The organism is Bradyrhizobium sp. 179 (assembly GCF_023073535.1).
GTDB lineage: Bacteria > Pseudomonadota > Alphaproteobacteria > Rhizobiales > Xanthobacteraceae > Bradyrhizobium.
The window spans coordinates 134,170-151,672 of sequence record NZ_JADPJR010000097.1; the positions used below are offsets into that span (position 1 = coordinate 134,170).

Below are 17,503 nucleotides of genomic sequence, written 5' to 3' on the forward strand. Positions count from 1 at the left end.
CCTCTTAATCAAGTCTCGGAAACGGATCGGATGGAAGTGCGGCAATCGCGTTGGCCGGCAACGCGTCGGCCTCGATCAGTGCAGCTGCCTTGGCGAGATCGCCGGCCATGTAGCGGTCGGCACCGAGTGCGGGCACTTGCTCACGAAGCGTGGCAATGACGGCAGCGAGCGGCGCGCTGGTCGCATGCGGCGCACGAAGCGTGATGCCTTGGGCGGCGACCAGAAGCTCGATGCCGAGAATGGCGGCGAGATTGTCGGCCATGTCGGACAGGCGCCGCGCGGCATGTGCGGCCATCGAGACGTGATCTTCCTGGTTGGCGCTGGTCGGGGTCGAGTCGATCGAGCAGGCGAGCGCCCGCTGTTTATTTTCGGCATAGAGCGCGGCCGCCGTGACCTCGGCGATCATGAAGCCGGAATTGACGCCGGGGTCGGGCGTCAGGAACGGCGGCAGGCCGAAATTGAGTGCAGGATCGACCAGCGTCGCGATGCGCCGCTCGCTGATCGCGCCGATCTCCGACAGCGCGAGCGCAATCGCATCGGCGGCAAAGGCCACCGGCTCGGCGTGAAAATTACCGCCGGAGACGATCTCGCCCGTCTCGACCAGCACCAGCGGATTGTCGGTGACGGCGTTGGCCTCGATCATCAGCGTGCGCGCCGCCTGCGTGATCAGGTCTAGTGCTGCGCCCGCGACCTGCGGCTGACAGCGCAGGCAATAGGGGTCCTGCACGCGCTCGTCGCCTTCGAGATGCGACAGGCGGATGTCGCTGCCGTCGAGCAGCGCCGTCAGCGTCGCCGCCGCGGCGATCTGCCCGGCGTGGCCGCGCAGCGCCTGGATTTCAGGGCGGAACGGCGCCGTCGAGGCCATCGCCGCATCGACGGACAGCGCCCCCGTGACGAGCGCGGCGCGAGCGAGGCGAAATGCGCGCAGCACGCCCGAGATGGCGTAGGCGGTCGAGAACTGCGTCCCGTTGATCAGCGCGAGCCCTTCCTTAGGCCCGAGCGTCAGCGGCGCGAGTCCGGCGGCCTTCAGCGCTTCGGCGCCAGATACAATTTTCCCGTCAACGATCGCCTGCCCTTCGCCGATCATCACGGCCGTCATATGCGCAAGCGGTGCAAGATCGCCGGATGCGCCCACGGAGCCCTGCTGCGGCACCAGCGGATAGACACCTCGCGCCAACATGTCCTGCAGCTGCTCGATCAGCTCGCGACGGACGCCGGAGGCGCCGCGGGCGAGCGAGACGATCTTCAGCGCCATCATCAGCCGCACGATCGATTCGGGTGTCGCCGGGCCGACTCCGCAGCAATGCGAGACGATCAGGTTGCGCTGGAGCACCGCGGTCTGATCCGGCGGAATGCGCTTCGACGCAAGCTTCCCGAAGCCGGTGTTGATGCCGTAGACGGGGACATCCGCGCGCGCGGCTCTTGCGACGATCTCCGCCGCTGCTTCGACGCGCGCCCAAAACGAGGGATCGAGCACGACGGGCGCACCATCGAGCACACACCCGAGATCGTCGAGACGGACCATCCCCGGTCTGACGACGATCGCTGCGTCCCGCTCCGTCACTGGCCCCTCCATATCCGCCCGTGCAGCGGATTGAAGCCGATCCGGTAGACAAGCTCGGCCGGCCGCTCGATGTCCCAGATCGCGAGGTCGCACCATTTGCCGGCCTCTAACGTACCGCTCTCATCCAGCACGCCCAGCGCCCGCGCACCTTCGCGCGTCACGCCGGCGAGGCATTCGGCCACTGTCATCCGGAACAGGGTCGCCCCCATGTTCATCGCGAGCAGCAGCGAGGTCAGCGGTGAGCTGCCGGGATTACAGTCGGTCGCCAGCGCCATGTGGACGCCAAGCTTGCGAAACGTCTCGACCGGCGGCTTTTGCGTCTCGCGGATGAAGTAGAAGGCACCGGGCAGCAGCACGGCTACCGTTCCGGCCTTGGCCATCGCGACGGCGCCGGCTTCATCGGTGTGCTCGAGATGATCGGCCGAGAGCGCGGAGAATTTCGCGGCAAGCGCAGCACCGCCGAGATTCGAGAGCTGGTCGGCATGGAGCTTGACCGGCAGTCCAAGTTCCCGCGCTGTCTCGAACACCCGCGCGGTCTGCCCGGCGGAGAACGCGATGCCTTCCATGAAGGCATCGACGGCATCGGCAAGTCCCGCCTTTGCGATCGCGGGCAGCATCTCATGGCACACGAGATCGATGTAACGATCCTTGTTGTCCTCCGCCTCCGGCGGCAGTGCATGCGCGCCGAGGAAGGAGGTGCGGATCGCGACCGGCCGCCGACCACAAAGGCTGCGCGCGGCGGCAAGCTGACGCATCTCAGTCTCGGTATCGAGACCATAGCCGGACTTGATCTCGACCGTGGTTGCGCCCTCGGCGATCAAGGCGTCAAGCCGCGGCAGCGCGCCTACGACGAGCTCGGCCTCGCTCGCCTGCCGCGTCGCAGCCACCGTCGAGACGATGCCACCGCCGGCGCGCGCGATCTCCTCGTAGCTCGCCCCCTTCAGGCGCAGCTCGAACTCGTGCGCGCGGTTGCCCCCATAGACCAGATGGGTGTGGCAATCGACGAGACCGGGCGTGATCCAGCGTCCCGCGCAATCGATCTTTTCCACCGCATCGGCATCCGCCGGAAAATCGGTCTGCGCGCCCGCATAGACGATACGGCCGCCGCGCGCGGCGATGACGCCCCGCTCGATCTCGCCAAGGTCAGGACGGTCAGCCCGCATCGTGGCGAGCCGGGCATTGTGCCAGATCCGGTCGAAGCGCTCTGCCATGCAACGGCCCCTTCGTGGGATGCTTGACTTATATGTCTAGACATATAATCGTGGGGCGGTTCTGTCCAGCCGGCGTGTAATCATGACCCGACTGCATTTCGCCTCCGCGCTCTTGCCCTCGGGCTGGGCCAATGACGTGCAGGTGGTCGTCACCGCCGGCACGATCGCGGCGGTGACGCCGAATGTGACGCCGGCAGCCGGGGACGAGCGCCACGCAATCGCGCTTCCGGGATTGGCGAGCCTGCACAGCCACGCGTTCCAGCGCGGCATGGCGGGTCTCGCCGAGCTGCGCGGCGACAGCACCGACACTTTCTGGACCTGGCGCGAGACGATGTATCGCTTCGCGCTGGCGATGACGCCAGATGACGTGACCGCCGTCGCGACGCTGCTCTATGTCGAAATGCTGGAGCAAGGTTTCACCCGCGTCGGCGAATTCCACTATCTCCATCATGATCGAGACGGCTCGCCTTATGCTGACGTCGGCGAGATGGCCGCGCGCATCGCACAGGCTGCCGAAGCTTCAAGCATTGCGCTGACGCTGTTGCCGAGTTTTTATGCGCACGGCTCCTTTGGAGGCGCACCGCCGCATGCAGGCCAACGCCGCTTCATCTGCTCGGTCGATCAGTTCGCCGCGCTAATGGCCGCCTCGCGCAAGGCGATCAGCGGGTTGCCGGGCGCGAATATCGGCATCGCGCCGCATAGTCTGCGCGCGGTGACGCCTGACGAGCTCAAGTCGATCATTCCGCTTGCCGATGGCGGGCCGGTGCACATTCACGCCGCCGAACAGGTGAAGGAAGTCGAGGATTGCCTCGCATGGTCGGGACGGCGACCTGTGCAATGGTTGCTGGAGCACGCGCCGGTCGATCAAAGCTGGTGCCTCATCCACGCCACCCACACGACGAATGAGGAAGTCACCGCATTCGCCAAGTCCGGCGCGGTCGCGGGTCTCTGCCCGATCACCGAAGCAAGCCTCGGCGACGGCATCTTTCCGGCACGCGAATTCCTCGATGCCGGCGGCGCGTTCGGTGTGGGCACCGATTCCAACGTGATGATCGGCGTCGCCGACGAGTTACGCCAGCTCGAATATGGCCAGCGCCTCAAGCATCGCCAGCGTAACGTGCTCTCCAGCGGCGCCGGGCGCTCGACCGGACGCACGCTGTTTGATCATGCGCTCGCGGGCGGCGCACAGGCGATGGGGCAGACGACCGTCGGCCTCGCGTCAGGAGCGCGCGCTGACATCGTCACGCTCGACACGGCACATCCGTCACTGGCGGGACGCGCACGCGACGCCGTCATCGACGGCTGGATCTTTGCGGCTGGCAGCGGCGCGGTCGATTGCGTCTGGGTCGGCGGCGACAAAGTGGTTGAGGGCGGCCGGCACAAGCTGCGCCAAGCCGCACGCGAGCGCTTCAACGCCTCGGTCCGGAGGCTCGTCGCATGAGCCTAGCAACCGATGCGGCCGACAAGCCGACGCTCTACAAGCGAATCCGCGCCGATATCGAAAAGTGCATTTTGACCGGCGAATGGCCGCCCGGGCATCGCATCCCCTTCGAGCACGAGCTGGTCGCGCGCTACGGCTGCTCGCGCATGACGGTGAACAAGGCCTTGTCGGAGCTGGCGCAAGCCGACCTGATCGAACGGCGGCGGCGCGCCGGATCCTTCGTGCGCCGGCCGCAGCATCAGTCTGCCGTGCTCAAGATCGCCGACATCCGTGCCGAGATCATCTCGCTCGGCCGCAGCTACGGCTACGAGCTGATTGGCCGCAAGCTGCGCACGGCGACCGCCGCTGACCGCGCCCGCCTGGGCGTCAAGAAGTCCGGCAAGGTGGTCGCGATCGCCTGCCGGCATAGCGCCGACAATGTGCCGTTCGCCGTCGAGGACAGGCTGATCGACCTTGCGTCTGTGCCGAACGCTGCGACCGCGGATTTCTCGCGCGAGCCGCCAGGCTCGTGGCTGCTCCACCATGTCCCGTGGACGGAGGCCGAGCATACCATCAGCGCCATTGTTGCGGATGATCGCGCGGCGAAGGCGCTCGACATCGCGGTTGGCGCGCCTTGCCTCGTGATCGACCGCTATACCTGGCGCAGCGCGCGCACGATCACCGCGGTGCGCCTGCTCTATCCGGGTGACTCTCACCGCCTTGTCGCCCGATTCAAGGGAGGCTGAGAGAATAATGGCGGCACAATTCGTGCAATGCTTCGGGCAGCGGTCCAAATGGACAGACAAGGATCAACAGGACGTTCAATCCATCGATCGGCAGGAGGACGACAATCATGCGTAGTTTGAAAGTATTTTTGACAATCATTGCCCTCGCGGTCTCCACTCCGGTGCTCGCCGACGACGTCAAGGTCGGCATCGGTATCTCCGGATGGACGGGCTTTGCGCCGCTGACGCTGGCGAAGGAAGCCGGCATCTTCAAGAAGAACGGCCTGGACGTCACCATCAAGAAAATCCCGCAGAAAGACCGTCACCTCGCGATCGCCTCCGGCGACGTCCAGTGTGCGGCAACGACCGTCGAGACCTGGATCTCCTGGAACGCCAACGGGGTTGCCACCAAGCAGATCTTCCAGCTCGACAAGAGCTACGGCGCCGACGGCATGGCCGTCCGCAACGACCTGGCCTCGATCAAGGACCTGAAGGGCAAGACCGTCGCGGCCTCCGCGCCCGGCACCTCGCCGTATTTCGCGCTGGCCTGGATGCTCAAGAAAAATGGCCTGTCGGTGAAGGACGTCACCGTCGTCAATCTCGAGCCGGCTGCGGCTGCGCAGGCCTTCGTCTCCGGCCAGAACGATGCCGCGATGACCTATGAACCCTATCTTTCGACCGTGCGCGCCGCGCCGGACAAGGGCAAGATCATCGCGACCACGCTCGACTACCCGATGGTCATGGACACTTTTGGCTGCACGCCGAAGTTCCTGACGGAGAACCCCAAGGCCGCCAAGGCGCTCGCCGACAGCTATTTCGAGGCGCTCGACATGATCGCCAAGGATCAGGCCAAGGCCTACGAGATCATGGGCGCCGATGTGAAGCAGACCGGCGAGCAGTTCGGCAATTCGGCGAAATATCTGCGCTGGCAGGACAAGGCCGCGAACCAGAAGTTCTTCGCCGGCGATTTCCTGACTTTCAACAAGGAGGCCGCCGACCTCCTGCTCGAAATCGGCATCATCAAGGCCGCCCCGAAGGTCGAGGATCTCTTCGACGCGAGCTTCATCAAGTAAAGCTCTGCAAGTTGCCGGTTCCGCTGAAGCGCGGGACCGGCGCATGATCGGCTATTCGGATAGACAGTTTGATGCGTCCCCTGGATCCCGTGACATCGAAGCAGCGCATGGCGTACGGCTTTGCGTTCTTCGTGCTGTTCGTTGCCCTCTGGTCGTGGGCAACGCTCGGCGGCCATGTGTCGAAGACCTTCCTCGCCAACCCGCTGACCATGGTGCAGGAAGGTTATGACCTGCTGGCCAAGCAGGGCTTCGTCTACGACATCGGCATGACGATCTGGCGCGTCGTCGGCGGCTTCGCTCTCGCCGCGATCATCGCGGTGCCGCTTGGCGTGCTCATGGGCGCCTACAAGCCGGTCGAAGCGTTCCTCGAACCGTTCGTCTCATTTGCGCGCTACTTGCCTGCCTCCGCATTCATTCCGCTCCTGATCCTGTGGGCCGGCATCGGCGAGTTGCAGAAGCTGCTCGTCATCTTCATCGGCTCGGTGTTCCAGGTCATCCTGATGGTCGCCGTGACCGTCGGCGCGACGCGCCGTGACCTGGTCGAGGCGGCCTATACACTCGGGGCCAGCGACCGCGGCATCATCCGCCGCGTGCTGCTGCCTTCCTCCGCCCCTGAAATTGCGGAGATCCTGCGGCTGGTGCTGGGCTGGGCCTGGACCTACGTCATCGTCGCCGAGTTGATCGGCTCGTCCTCCGGCATCGGCCACATGATCACCGACAGTCAGGCGCTGCTCAACACCGGCCAGATCATCTTCGGCATCATCGTGATCGGATTGATTGGCTTGATCTCGGACTTCCTGTTCAAGGCGTTCAATGCCTGGCTGTTCCCATGGAAGCTCGCATGACGACGCTCAAGATCGAACAGGTTTCGCGCATCTTCCCGGCACGCCACGGCAACGCGCCGACCAAGGCGCTGGAGCCCACCGATCTCATCATAGGCAACAACGACTTCGTCACCATCCTCGGCCCCTCCGGCTGCGGCAAGTCCACGCTGCTGCGCATCGTTGCGGGCCTGGATCGCCCGACCAGCGGGCGCGTCACGCTCGATGGGCGCGAGGTGACCGGCCCCGGCGCGGATCGCGGCATGGTGTTCCAGTCCTACACGTTGTTCCCCTGGCTGACCGTGCGCGAGAACATCGCCTTCGGCCTGCGCGAGCGCGGCGTGCGCGAGGCGGAGCGCAAGCGGATCGCCGATGCCTTCATCCGCCAGGTCGGACTATCCGGCTTCGAGAACCACTGGCCGAAGCAACTCTCCGGCGGCATGCAGCAGCGCACCGCGATCGCCCGCGCGCTCGCCAACGACCCGAAAATCCTGTTGCTCGACGAGCCGTTCGGCGCGCTGGACAACCAGACCCGCGCCTTGATGCAGGAAATGCTGCTGGCGATCTGGGAGCGCGACCAGAAAACGGTGCTGTTCGTGACCCACGATATCGAGGAGGCGATCTTCCTCGGTAGCCGCGTCGTCGTCATGAGCGCGCGCCCGGGCCGGATCAAGGCCGAGATCCATGTGGACCTGCCGCATCCGCGCTCCTACAAGATCAAGACCACGCCGGAATTCGTCCAGCTCAAGGAGCGGCTGGTCGAGGAGATTCGCAGCGAGGCGCTGAAGGTTGCCGAACATGCCTGACACTCCGCCCTGCGCCGACGGGAAGCGCGTCCTCGCCGACCTCAACGCACTGCGCGCCATCGGCGCCTACAAGACCGGCGTGCACAAGCCGACCTTCTCCGAGGCGCACAAGTTTTCGCTGGACTGGCTGATCCGGAAGCTGCCCGACGCCGGCCTCTCCGCTGCCATCGACGGCATCGGCAACGTCTTGGGTACCAGCGCGAAGCCGGGACCGAAGCTGCTGGCGGGATCGCATCTGGAGAGCCAGAACTACGCCGGCTGGCTCGACGGTCCGCTCGGCGTCGTCTATGCGCTCGAGGCGGCACGCGTCCTGAACGCCGATCCCTCGTTCGAAGGCGCGGTCGAGGTTGCCGCCTGGTGCGATGAGGAAGGACATTTTGGGCATTTCCTCGGCTCACGCTCCTATGTCGGTCAGGTGACCGAGGCCGACATCGATGCTGCCCGCGACCGCACCAGCGGCCGCACCATGCGCGACGCACTCACCGACATGGGGCTCGCAGGACGTCCGCGCATCACCGCGCCGCCGGGACGACACGTCGGATATATCGAGGCACATATCGAACAGGGCGACACGCTCGAAAGCGGCGGCCTCGCGATCGGCGTCGTGACCTCCATCGTCGGCATCTGGCAATACCGGATCAACTTCGTCGGCGAGCAGAACCACGCCGGCACCACGCGCATGGCCGTGCGAAAGGATGCGGGGCTGGCGCTGGCCAAATTCTGCGTCGCGATCGACGAGCGTTTCCCTGATGCCTGCGGCCCGCGCACGGTGTGGACCACCGGTCGCATCACGCTCGATCCCGGTGCACCCAGCATCATTCCTGGCGGCGCGGAAATGCTGTTCCAGATCCGCGACGACGACCCGGCGGTCATCGCGCGGCTGGAGCGGTTGCTGCGGACCATGACGGACGAGGTCAATGCGAAGGGCCCCTGCACCGTCACGGTGGAGAAACTGCGCACCGGCGCGCCGGCCATGATGAACGCCGGCTTTCAGGATGCGATCGAAGCCGCAAGCAAGGCCCTGGCCGGCGGGCGGTCGGTTCGCATGCCCAGCGGCGCCGGGCACGATGCGCAGATGCTGGCAACGATCATGCCCGCGGGGATGCTGTTCGTACCGTCCATCGGCGGCATCAGCCACCACTGGACCGAGAACACCGCCGATGCCGACATCGTCACCGGCGCGCAAGTGTTCGTCGATGCCTGCCGCCGCATCCTCGGCGGCTAGACGAGATTCTGCCCGCGAAAGCGGAGAATCCACTACGCCACGGCCTCTCGATTGATCCACAACGGTCTCGGAGTACTGGATCGCCAGGTCAAGGCCGCGCGAAGACAGCGCGTGTGGTCGCACACACGCCTTCGCATCCTCGCGGCGCGTTTCGCCCGAGCTTTGCTTCGTCGCTCCACCCTCTCAAGCCAAGAGGGCGCAGGGAAGGCCGGGTGCTGACCTGGCACCCACGGACCGCTGTGCGAAAGGCACACGCAGAAGAACTGCACAGCGGCATACAGGTGAAGCCCAACACACGGCCTTCCCTGCGCAGTGGTTTGACGGCTTATGCCGCGCTCTCCCGGGAGCCGAGTTCGTTCTGGCCTCCCTCGCCTTCGTGGAAGTCGCGGACACCGCGCCGGTTGGCGCCAATGCCGCATCCGCAAGAGCTTGACCGTAGCAACGACGGCCAGGACCACACGGTTTTGCCGTACGCGCGGCTCGCCTGCGCCACAGGGTTCGACGGCGTTGTGCACCTGGCCATCGACATGCTGGCGCGACGAACCTGACAGCGCCGTCCGTCTGCGCGAAGCTTAAGGGCTCACGGAGAGCAATCCGCCCTGCCCCTGACTTTTCGCGCCCGACGCTGCCGCGTCCACCGCAAGCCCGCTCCACGATCATCACGACACATGATCGCCCCTCTCGGATGAGCCGGGATGGCCGATACATACGTTATTTCCGAATTTCGGTAAAGGAGAATATTTTTCCCGCTTAGGGCTTGACACACATGTGGAAACGGTCGGGTGTTTTGCCTGACGGACCCGCGCCGGCCTGGCTACGTCTGTTTACATCCATCCACATTTCACCAGCCGGGCGTCTAGTCCCGCCTCGCCCAGCCGATGCGCGGGGCCATGGGCACCTTCCCCTGCGCGCCGGCGCCAGCTTGCATTTTTCACAAGCTGCCTGCGACAATTCGTGCACCGTTCGGACATAATGGTGCGGCAATCCTGGGGCTTGTCGGCCGCCCGCCCATGCTCCCCCGGAGTTCCCATGCTTTCTGCCGACCGGCCGGCAACACGCCTTGCGACCCGGCTCGCCTTCCTCGTCGCGGGCTTTGGCATCGCGTGCTGGGCACCGCTGGTGCCGTTCGCGAAGACGCGCCTCGGCGTCGATGACGGCATGCTCGGATTGCTGCTGCTCAGCCTCGGCATCGGCTCGGTCCTCGCCATGCTTCTGACCGGCGTGCTGAGTGCGCGCTACGGCAGCAGACCGATCATCATCGCCGGCGGGCTCAGTCTCGCCCTGGTGCTGCCGCTGCTTGCGATCGCGAGCTCGCCCGCAGCGCTGGCGCTGGCGCTCTTTGCCTTCGGGGCCGCGCTCGGCTCGATCGACGTCGCCATGAACATCCATGCGGTGGAGGTGGAGCGCGCCGCGGCCCGTCCGCTGATGTCCGGCTTCCACGCGCTGTTCAGCATCGGCGGTTTCGCCGGCTCTGCGCTGATGACGGCACTGCTCTCGCTGCAATTCGGCGCGCTCACCTGCGCGCTGGTCTGCTCTATCCTGATGCTGATCGCGATGTTGGTGATGTGGCCGCGCCTGCTCCGCTCAGCGCAGGTGCAGGGGGGACCTCTGTTCGTGCTGCCGCACGGATCGGTGCTCCTGCTCGCGCTGCTTGGCGCCATCACTTTCCTGGTCGAAGGCGCGATGCTCGATTGGGGCGCTCTGCTCGTCATCGGCGCGGGTCTCGTCTCGGAGGCGCAAGGCGGCGCCGGCTATATGGTGTTCTCGATCGCGATGACCGTGGGGCGGCTCGGCGGCGACGCCGTCGTCGCACGCATCGGAGACCGCGCCACGCTGTTGTGGGGAAGCCTCATCGCCATCGCGGGCTTCGTGGTCCTGCTCACGGCTCCCGTGGCGGCGGTTGCCATAGCCGGCTTCCTGCTCATCGGCCTCGGCGCATCGAATCTGGTGCCCGTGCTGTTCCGCGGGGCGGCCAAGCAGAAAGCCATGCCCACGGGCCTCGCCGTCGCGGCGATCACGACTGCCGGCTATGCCGGCGTGCTCCTCGGTCCCGCCGGCGTGGGCTTCGTTGCTCGCGCCAGTGGGCTGCCAACGGCGTTCTGGCTGTTGGCCGCGCTGATGGGTCTCGTCACGCTGTCGGCAGGCATCGTCACGAAAGAGCAGCACCGGACAGCGCGCGCCCGGGCGTGAGCGGCCGATGCTGGACGAGCGGTCACGGATTACGCTCGCGCTCCATCCGGGCTTCGACGAATACCCTACACCGGATCGAACGCCCGGATCGGTGGCAGATTGCCCGTGAACTTTTCCACCTCGACCGCTGTCAACTGTCCCGTGCAACCCTGCGCCAGGGACGAGGTGCCGATGTCGCGGGTGAGCACGTTCGGATTGCCGTGCACGCAGAGCGGCGCGTCGTCCTCGGGATCCATCGGGTCATACCACGCGCCGGTCGGCAGTTGCACCACGCCGGGCGCGATGCCGTCGGTGACGTGGACTGCGGCAAGGCAGGCGCCGCGGTCGTTGAACAGGCGGATGATATCGCCATCCCTGATGCCGCGCGCTTCAGCGTCACGCGGATTCATGCGCGCGACCTCGCGGCCGCGATGTTTAGCGGCCAGCGAATGTCCGCCGAAATCGAGCTGGCTATGCAGGCGCGTCACCGGCTGGTTGGCGACGAGGAAGCACGGCGCATTGGGCTTCGGTGTGTCGGTCTTCTCCAGCCAGACCGGATGACCAGGACAATCCGCATCACCATGGCCTGCGATCTTCGCCGAGAAGATCTCGATGCGGCCGCTCGGCGTCGGCAACGCGTGACCTGTGGGATCCTCACGGAAGCGGCGCAGCCTGCCGCCGTCATCGGGCTGCTGCGGCACGATCAGGCTGCCGCGTTGCCAAAATTCATCGAAGCTCGGCGCCTCCAGGCCACGCTTGGCCAGCGAGGCGCGGGTCGGCTCATACAGATGCTCGAGCCACTGCCGCGAGCTGCGGCCTTCAGTGAAAGGTTCGCGCGCACCGAGACGCTCGGCGAGATCGGCGAAGATCTCGTAGTCGTCGCGCGAAAGGCCAAACGGCTCGGCGATGCGGTGCATAGCGACCATGAGGGGATCGTTGGTGGAATAGCCGATGTCCTCGCGCTCAAGCGTCATGGTTGCGGGCAGCACGATGTCGGCATGCCGGGCCGTCGCGGTCCAGCCGAGCTCGTGCACGACCAGCGTGTCCACTTGCGCAAACGCCTTGCGCAGACGGTTGATGTCCTGGTGGTGATGGAAGGGATTGCCGCCTGCCCAGTAGACGAGGCGGACGTCCGGATAGGTGCGCGTCTCGCCATTGTAGCGGTAGGTAGCGCCCGGGTGGAGCAGCATGTCTGCGATGCGCGCGACCGGAATGAAATCGGCAACGCCGTTGCGGCCCTGCCCCAGCGTCGGCCCCGGCACGTCGTTGACGCGGCGGCCGTAATAGCCGATCGCACCTAACGAATAGGCATAGCCACCGCCGGACAAACCGATCTGGCCGAGCGCTGCCGCCAGCACCAGCCCCATCCACACTGGCTGCTCGCCATGTTCGGCGCGCTGCAGCGAATGCGATACGGTGATGAGTGCGCGCTTTCCGGCGAGCCGGCGCGCCAGCGCACGGATATGGTCGGCGTCGACGCCGCAGATCGGGGCGGCCCATTCGGCGTGCTTCGCTTGCCCATCGCTTTCGCCGGTGAGATAGCGCAGGAAGATCGGCCACCCCTCCGTATAGCGATCGAGGAAGGCCTGATCGTGCAAGCCTTCGCTCACCAGCGTGTGGACGATGCCGAGCATCAGCGCGGTGTCGGTGCCGGGCACGCAGCTCAGCCATTCGGCGCCGGCTTCGACCGGAAGGTCGTCGCGCAGCGGGCTGACCAGGACGAACTCGCAGCCGCGCCGGCGCGCCGCTGCCATGGCGCCGCGCTCGACATGCTTGCTGATCGAGCCGCCGGCGACCATAGAATTCTTCAGCGCCATGCCGCCGAAGGCCAGCACGATCTCGGTGTCAGCCGCGATCTGCTCCCAGGTGACGTTGCGCTTGGTGATATCCTCGTATCCCGCCAGGATCTGCGGCAGCAGCACCGAGGACGCGCCGGAAGAATAGGTGTTGACCGAACGCACATAGCCGCCCAACGCGATGTTGAGGAAGCGATGCACCTGGCTCTGGGCGTGATGAAAGCGGCCCGCGCTCGACCAACCATAGGAGCCGCCGAACACGGCGCCCGGACCGTGCGTGTCGCGGACGCGCGCCAGCTCGTCGCCGAGCAGATCGAGCGCCTTCTCCCAGCTCACGGTAACAAATTCGTCGCGGCCGCGGCGATCGTCCGGGCCGGGACCGCGCTCGAGCCAGCCGCGGCGGATCGCCGGCCGGGCGATGCGGGCCTGATGGCGCAGTGCGCCCGGGAAATTGTCGATGATACCGTTCGGATCGGGATCCCCCGCATAGGCCCTCACCTCGAGTCCGGCCTTGCCTTGGCGCGCGGAAAACACGCCCCAATGCGAAGTATGCGGCTTGAAGCCGTCGGACAGGTCGAGGCCGGGGTCGGGGAAGCCAATCGTGTCGTCCATTAGATCGTCCTTGTTCCGATACGTGGTGGCAGTATAGCGATCCGCATCCCGATGTCATCGAGATCCGGGCTGATGCAAACGCCGGGCTCCCGTGTGTGAAAAGCAAGGCGTCGAGCGGAGCACGAGCGCGGTACGGGGCTCGTGTTGGTCGTGGACATGTGCGATATGCGTCCCTCCCCTCAAGCCACAACGGTCTCATCATGATCAAGCGCGTCTCGCCTTACGAAGGTCTGCTGCACGAAGTGGTCGAGCACAATGGCGTGCTTTACATCGATGGAATCGTTCCCGAGGACACGAGCCTCGATATGTCGGGCCAGGCAAACGACGTCCTCCGGCAACTGGCGCAGCTGCTGAAGACCCTCGGATCCGATCTGGCCAACATCTTGCAGGTGACCATTTACATGACCGACCTGAAGGAGAAGGCCGAGTTCAATGCGGCCTGGAAGGCGCACTTTGCAGAAGCTCATCTGCCGGCGCGCGCCGCAATTGGCGTCGCCGATCTCGGCCCGGGCGTCAAGCTCGAGATGACCGCCATCGCTGCGCGGCAATAGTGGTGCAGGCCGATCCGCTGTGCGGATTCGCGTCGCGGCCTGCGTGGCGGTCGCAAAGCGCCGCTTCCCTCAGGGGATTCTGCGCTCGAAGGATACTGATGTAGATCTCTTGCATTAGAATGGCTGCGGGCGTTGGGACCTGTGTTGTTTGACTGGGATGATCTCAAGTACCTGACGGCGATGGCCTGTCGCGGCCAGCACGCTCGCGCCCGCAGAATTTCATAACGGCTGCAATACGCTCCCTGCATCACATCTCCCAAGGCTCGGAGCGTTCTTTGGCTTCATGGCGCCGGCGGGCCGCTAACGCCGCCGTGGCTAGGACCTCCGGCTCCAGCGTTTCGCCCGAACGGCGTGAAAGCGCGCGTTCGTCTGCGGCTTGATGAACAGGGCCGCGACGCTCGGATGATGCTTGCGGATTTCACTCTCGAGCGAGATCACGCATTGCTCGATATCGTCGGCGCGCTTCTCGTCGGCGAACTCGACGCTGAGGGCGGCGACGATCTCGTCGGGGGATAGTTGTACTGTCAGGAGCCCGTTGGCTTGTAGCACACCCGGCGAGCGCCGCGCGATCTCGAGGATCGATCGCGCAAGCTCAGGGTGCGCCGGCTCGCCGATCAATAGACTCTTGCTCTCGCGGGCGAGCCCGACGGACGTGATCCCCAGGAGAATCCCGATCAGGATCGAGCCGACGCCGTCCCACACCGGCTGCGCCAGCCATACCGCCGCCGCCGTTGCCGCGGCCGCAATGACGATGCCGACCAGCGCCGCACTGTCCTCGAGCAGCACCATGAAGGCGGGCGGGTCCTTGCTGCGGACAAAGGCCTGATAGTAGCCAAACCGCGCCGCGTCCGAGCGGAAACGGCGCAGTGCGACCAGCCACGAGGCGCCCTCGAACAGGAACGACAGCCCGAGCACGATGAAACTGACGATGGGATCCTCGATCGGATCAGGCGCGACGACATGCACGACGCCCTGATAGAGCGAGACGCCCGAACCGAGCGCAAAGATCAGCAGGGCGACGATGAAGCTCCAGAAATACAATTCGCGCCCATAGCCGAGCGGATGGGATTCGTCCGCTGGACGGCTGGCGCGACGGTAGCCGTAGAGCAGCAGGACCTCATTGGAGGTATCGACCACGGAGTGCACGGCCTCGCTGGTCATCGCCGAGCTTCCCGTCCATATGGCGGCGCCGATCTTGGTGACCGCGACGAGCAAATTGCCGGCAAGCGCGGCATAGACGGCGGTCTTCGATGATGATGCAGCGGCCATGTTCACCAACGCCAGTCCTCCTCTGCAGTCGTCGGCCCCGCCGGTTACGCAAAGGTCAGCGCTTTCGCCGGCACAGCGGAGGGAACCAGACGCCGTTTACGGCGAGCCGCGAGAGTTGGTGCACTCACGCGCTACGATTTTGCCGTGCCCGGCTCGGCCATCTTCCGATGCTGCTTGGCCAGCATCTCGTTCGGCGTGATGTTGGCGACCGTCGTCTGGATCTTGTTCTTCAACCCGGTGACGATATCGGCCTCACCCCGCAGCATTGCATCGAAGCCGGCCTTGGCTACGTCGTAGGCGCCATCCTTCTGCTCGGTGCCGACCTTGGTGTCCATCATTTCGGCCCGGCGGAAGAATTCGGTGTCGGTGGCGCCAGGCATCAGGCAAGTGACGGTGACGCCGCTATCGCGCAGCTCTTCGCGCAGAGCGAAGGAGAACGAGTCGAGAAAAGCCTTGGAGGCGTTGTACACCGCCTGGAAGCTGCCGGGCGTGAAGCCGGCGACCGAGCCCGTGATGAGAATGCGCCCGGAGTTGCGGCGCAGCATCGCATTGCCGACCCGGTGGATCAGGTCAAGCGTGCCGGTGATGTTGGTGTCGACGACGCGCCTGATGCGCTGGAAATCCTGATCGAGGAAGGCCCGGCCGAGGCCGATGCCGGCATTCGCCAGCAGCGCGTCGACCGGCCGGTCGGCAATCGCGGCGCAGAGCTTATCGATACCTTCAGTGGTGGCGAGATCGGTCTCGACCGGCTCCACGCTACCGCCGAGCCTACGCAGGTCGACGGCCACCCGCTCGATCGCGGGCTCGTCCGCGGCGATGACGAGATTGAAACCTGCCTGGGCGCAGCACCTGGCGAGTTCCAGGCCAATACCGGTTGAGGCGCCGGTGACGACGGCGAGTTGATTGGCGGGCATAGGGCATATCCTTGCGGATTGGGATGATGACGCCCAATCGCCCGACCGGCCACCCTGTTCCAATTTCCGCCCCCGGCTCGTGCAGTGCGAGGAATTTGCGCGTCGCATAGCAACCATCGTTCATTCCTGGACTTAGATGCCACGTGATTGATGGCGGAGGACGGAGATGAAGGCGCTGGTATGGCATGGCAAGGAGGACATCCGGTGCGACAGCGTCACCGACCCGGAGATCCAGGACCCGCGGGACGCCATCATCAAGGTCACGAGTTGCGCCATCTGTGGTTCGGACCTGCACCTCTTCCACAATTTCATCCCAGGCATGCTGCCCGGTGACATCATGGGCCATGAGACCATGGGTGAAGTGGTCGAGGTCGGCTCCGGCGTCGACGGCAAGCTGAAGAAAGGCGACCGCATCGTCGTGCCGTTCACCATCATTTGCGGCGAATGCGACCAGTGCAAGCGCGGCAATTTCTCCGTCTGCGAGACCACCAACCGCAAGCGTCATCTGGCCGAGAAGGTGTTCGGTCATTCCTGCGCCGGCCTGTTCGGCTACACGCATCTGACCGGCGGCTATCCCGGCGGGCAGGCGGAGTATCTGCGTGTGCCCTATGCCGATGCCACGCACATCAAAGTTCCCGCCGGCATCCCCGACGAGCAGCTGTTGTTCCTCAGCGACATCTTCCCGACCGGCTGGCAGGCCGCGGTGCAGTGCGACATCGAGCCGACCGACACTGTCGCGATCTGGGGCTGCGGCCCGGTCGGGCAGATGGCGATCCGCAGCGCCATCCTGCTCGGCGCCAACCAGGTGATTGCGATCGATTGCCTGCCCGAGCGGCTCAGCATGGCGGAAGCCGGCGGCGCCACCACGATCAATTTCGAGACCGAGAGCGTGGTTGAACGGCTGAACGAACTCACCGACGGCAAGGGACCGGAGAAGTGCATCGATTGCGCCGGCATGGAGGCGCATGTGATGGCCTCGCAACCGGACACGCTGCTCGACCGCGCCAAGCAGATGGTGATGCTGGAGAGCGACCGGCCCCACGTGTTGCGCGAGATGATCTATGTCTGCCGTCCCGGCGGCATCATCTCGGTCGCGGGCGTCTATAGCGGCTTCTCTGACAAGATGCCGATGGGCGCATTCATGAACAAGGGGCTGACGATGCGGACCGGCCAGACCCACGTCAACCGCTGGACCGACGACCTGCTCCGCCGCATCGAGGAAGGCGAGATCGATCCGTCCTTCGTCATCACCCATACCGTGCCGCTCAGCCAAGGGCCCGAGATGTACCAGGTGTTTCGCGACAAGCGGGACTCCTGCGTCAAGGTCGTGCTGAAGCCCTGAGGAAG

General features: G+C 65.4%; 14 protein-coding genes. 9 read left to right on the forward strand and 5 right to left on the reverse strand.

Features of this window, described 5'->3' with window-relative positions:
• Positions 1 to 4: 4 nt before the first annotated feature.
• Positions 5 to 1,564, reverse strand: a complete 1,560-nt coding sequence (hutH, locus tag IVB12_RS22665) for a histidine ammonia-lyase (RefSeq protein ID WP_247302156.1) — start codon at positions 1,562 to 1,564, stop codon at positions 5 to 7.
• On the reverse strand, positions 1,561 to 2,775 hold the full coding sequence (gene hutI / locus IVB12_RS22670) for an imidazolonepropionase (protein WP_247302158.1): 1,215 nt from the start codon (positions 2,773 to 2,775) through the stop codon (positions 1,561 to 1,563). The genes hutH and hutI overlap by 4 nt, the downstream gene beginning before the upstream one ends.
• A gap of 82 nt (positions 2,776 to 2,857) precedes the next feature.
• Here hutI and IVB12_RS22675 point away from each other — a divergent pair, with 82 nt between their 5' ends.
• The 7 genes from IVB12_RS22675 to IVB12_RS22705 all read left to right on the forward strand — a co-directional run bounded on the left by IVB12_RS22675 (position 2,858) and on the right by IVB12_RS22705 (position 11,035).
• Positions 2,858 to 4,216: a formimidoylglutamate deiminase gene (locus IVB12_RS22675; protein WP_247302177.1), complete on the forward strand. Its 1,359-nt coding sequence runs from the start codon at positions 2,858 to 2,860 to the stop codon at positions 4,214 to 4,216.
• Positions 4,213 to 4,941, forward strand: coding sequence for a histidine utilization repressor (gene hutC, locus IVB12_RS22680; protein WP_247302179.1), 729 nt, complete (start codon positions 4,213 to 4,215; stop codon positions 4,939 to 4,941). Before IVB12_RS22675 ends, hutC begins: the two co-directional genes overlap by 4 nt.
• A 107-nt stretch (positions 4,942 to 5,048) precedes the next feature.
• Complete coding sequence (locus IVB12_RS22685; RefSeq protein WP_247302181.1) at positions 5,049 to 5,993, forward strand: ABC transporter substrate-binding protein; 945 nt, start codon at positions 5,049 to 5,051, stop codon at positions 5,991 to 5,993.
• Positions 5,994 to 6,064: 71 nt separating this feature from the next.
• Positions 6,065 to 6,838, forward strand: coding sequence for an ABC transporter permease (locus IVB12_RS22690; RefSeq protein ID WP_247302300.1), 774 nt, complete (start codon positions 6,065 to 6,067; stop codon positions 6,836 to 6,838).
• Complete coding sequence (locus IVB12_RS22695; RefSeq protein ID WP_247302184.1) at positions 6,835 to 7,620, forward strand: ABC transporter ATP-binding protein; 786 nt, start codon at positions 6,835 to 6,837, stop codon at positions 7,618 to 7,620. The genes IVB12_RS22690 and IVB12_RS22695 overlap by 4 nt, the downstream gene beginning before the upstream one ends.
• Positions 7,613 to 8,845: a Zn-dependent hydrolase gene (locus IVB12_RS22700; protein ID WP_247302186.1), complete on the forward strand. Its 1,233-nt coding sequence runs from the start codon at positions 7,613 to 7,615 to the stop codon at positions 8,843 to 8,845. The genes IVB12_RS22695 and IVB12_RS22700 overlap by 8 nt, the downstream gene beginning before the upstream one ends.
• 1,029 nt (positions 8,846 to 9,874) lie before the next feature.
• Complete coding sequence (locus IVB12_RS22705) at positions 9,875 to 11,035, forward strand: MFS transporter (RefSeq protein WP_247302189.1); 1,161 nt, start codon at positions 9,875 to 9,877, stop codon at positions 11,033 to 11,035.
• A gap of 65 nt (positions 11,036 to 11,100) precedes the next feature.
• Here IVB12_RS22705 and IVB12_RS22710 read toward each other — a convergent pair whose 3' ends face one another.
• A complete protein-coding gene (locus IVB12_RS22710) occupies positions 11,101 to 13,422 on the reverse strand; it encodes a molybdopterin guanine dinucleotide-containing S/N-oxide reductase (RefSeq protein WP_247302192.1) in 2,322 nt (773 codons plus the stop codon).
• 200 nt (positions 13,423 to 13,622) lie between these two features.
• On the opposite strand from IVB12_RS22710, the gene IVB12_RS22715 reads away from it, so the two are divergent.
• On the forward strand, positions 13,623 to 13,973 hold the full coding sequence (locus IVB12_RS22715) for a RidA family protein (RefSeq protein ID WP_247302196.1): 351 nt from the start codon (positions 13,623 to 13,625) through the stop codon (positions 13,971 to 13,973).
• 315 nt (positions 13,974 to 14,288) lie between these two features.
• On the opposite strand, the gene IVB12_RS22720 is transcribed toward IVB12_RS22715, so the two are convergent.
• Both IVB12_RS22720 and IVB12_RS22725 read right to left on the reverse strand, forming a co-directional pair.
• Entirely contained in the window at positions 14,289 to 15,242 is a 954-nt protein-coding gene (locus IVB12_RS22720; protein ID WP_247280456.1) for a cation diffusion facilitator family transporter, read from the reverse strand.
• A 131-nt stretch (positions 15,243 to 15,373) separates the two neighbouring features.
• The gene (locus IVB12_RS22725) at positions 15,374 to 16,156 is read right to left on the reverse strand and encodes an SDR family NAD(P)-dependent oxidoreductase (protein ID WP_247302199.1); all 783 of its coding nucleotides are present in this window, start codon (positions 16,154 to 16,156) and stop codon (positions 15,374 to 15,376) included.
• Between the two features lie 166 nt (positions 16,157 to 16,322).
• Here IVB12_RS22725 and IVB12_RS22730 point away from each other — a divergent pair, with 166 nt between their 5' ends.
• Complete coding sequence (locus IVB12_RS22730; protein WP_247302202.1) at positions 16,323 to 17,498, forward strand: zinc-dependent alcohol dehydrogenase; 1,176 nt, start codon at positions 16,323 to 16,325, stop codon at positions 17,496 to 17,498.
• Positions 17,499 to 17,503: the final 5 nt, after the last annotated feature.

Bases quoted from the DNA above. Each gene is read 5' to 3' on its own strand.
- IVB12_RS22710 (WP_247302192.1), bottom strand. From the start codon at position 13,422: ATGGACGACACGATTGGCTTCCCCGACCCCGGCCTCGACCTGTCCGAC.
- IVB12_RS22705 (WP_247302189.1), top strand. From the start codon at position 9,875: ATGCTTTCTGCCGACCGGCCGGCAACACGCCTTGCGACCCGGCTCGCC.
- hutC (WP_247302179.1), top strand. From the start codon at position 4,213: ATGAGCCTAGCAACCGATGCGGCCGACAAGCCGACGCTCTACAAGCGA.
- IVB12_RS22685 (WP_247302181.1), top strand. From the start codon at position 5,049: ATGCGTAGTTTGAAAGTATTTTTGACAATCATTGCCCTCGCGGTCTCC.
- IVB12_RS22700 (WP_247302186.1), top strand. From the start codon at position 7,613: ATGCCTGACACTCCGCCCTGCGCCGACGGGAAGCGCGTCCTCGCCGAC.
- IVB12_RS22695 (WP_247302184.1), top strand. From the start codon at position 6,835: ATGACGACGCTCAAGATCGAACAGGTTTCGCGCATCTTCCCGGCACGC.
- IVB12_RS22690 (WP_247302300.1), top strand. From the start codon at position 6,065: ATGCGTCCCCTGGATCCCGTGACATCGAAGCAGCGCATGGCGTACGGC.
- IVB12_RS22725 (WP_247302199.1), bottom strand. From the start codon at position 16,156: ATGCCCGCCAATCAACTCGCCGTCGTCACCGGCGCCTCAACCGGTATT.
- IVB12_RS22675 (WP_247302177.1), top strand. From the start codon at position 2,858: ATGACCCGACTGCATTTCGCCTCCGCGCTCTTGCCCTCGGGCTGGGCC.
- IVB12_RS22730 (WP_247302202.1), top strand. From the start codon at position 16,323: ATGAAGGCGCTGGTATGGCATGGCAAGGAGGACATCCGGTGCGACAGC.
- IVB12_RS22720 (WP_247280456.1), bottom strand. From the start codon at position 15,242: ATGGCCGCTGCATCATCATCGAAGACCGCCGTCTATGCCGCGCTTGCC.
- IVB12_RS22715 (WP_247302196.1), top strand. From the start codon at position 13,623: ATGATCAAGCGCGTCTCGCCTTACGAAGGTCTGCTGCACGAAGTGGTC.
- hutI (WP_247302158.1), bottom strand. From the start codon at position 2,775: ATGGCAGAGCGCTTCGACCGGATCTGGCACAATGCCCGGCTCGCCACG.